This window comes from Streptomyces sp. 8P21H-1 (assembly GCF_013302945.1).
On the sequence record NZ_JABTYA010000177.1, the window covers coordinates 1 to 756 of the forward strand.

The 756-nt window shown below is 77.4% G+C and carries 1 protein-coding gene; it reads right to left on the reverse strand.

Annotated features, from left to right (window positions below):
• The coding region (locus HO151_RS02930; protein ID WP_173894554.1) for an alpha/beta fold hydrolase at positions 1–489 on the reverse strand (489 nt) is incomplete at its 3' end.
• Positions 490–756: the final 267 nt, after the last annotated feature.

Sequence of the window (756 nt, forward strand, 5' to 3'; positions counted from 1 at the left end):
ACGGGCGCGGCGCACGAACGCCATGGCCGCTCGGGGGTCGGTGACGCGGTCGCGGTCTCCGTGCAGCACGACGACATCCTTGTCCCGCAGCTGACCGACCGGCTCACCGGCGGGACACCAGGGGGCCAGTGCCAGAACGGCGCGGACCTGCGGCGCGCTCGCGGCGCGCAGCGCCGCCCGGCCGCCCATCGAGTGGCCGACCAGCACGACCGGGACGTCCCCGGCGACACGGAGGACCTCGTCGAGCGCCCGTCGCGCGTCCAGCAGGGCATCGGCGTCCCCGCCGTTCCACCCCCGTACGCGGTAGCGCACCTCCGCCAGGAGGACGCCGTCGTCCGGGGTCGCGCGCGCGACGGCCCGTACGAAGGGCCGCATGCGCAGGGGCGCGAGGTGCCAGGGCCGGGACGGGACGTGGCTGTCCGCCCTGCCGCCGTGCAGGAACAGCACGGCGGCACGGGCCGGCCGAGGGACGCGCCGCAGTACCAGCACGTCAGACCTGACCGGTGACGGTCACCGTGACGTGCGCCGGTACGGCCCCCGCCGGTGACATCGGGAGCAGGTACGCCTCGACCCCGCGCCGGACGGCGCGGGCGACGTCCAACGCGCGTGCCTGCCTGCGCGCGACGAGATGGATCTCGACGTGCCACTGCTCGACCCCGGCCCCGGCCCCAGCCCCGGTCCCAGCCCCAGCCCCGGCTTCAGCTTCGCCCCCGTCCCCGGCTTCCGCTCCGGGCACGTCCCCGGCGCGGCCCGGCC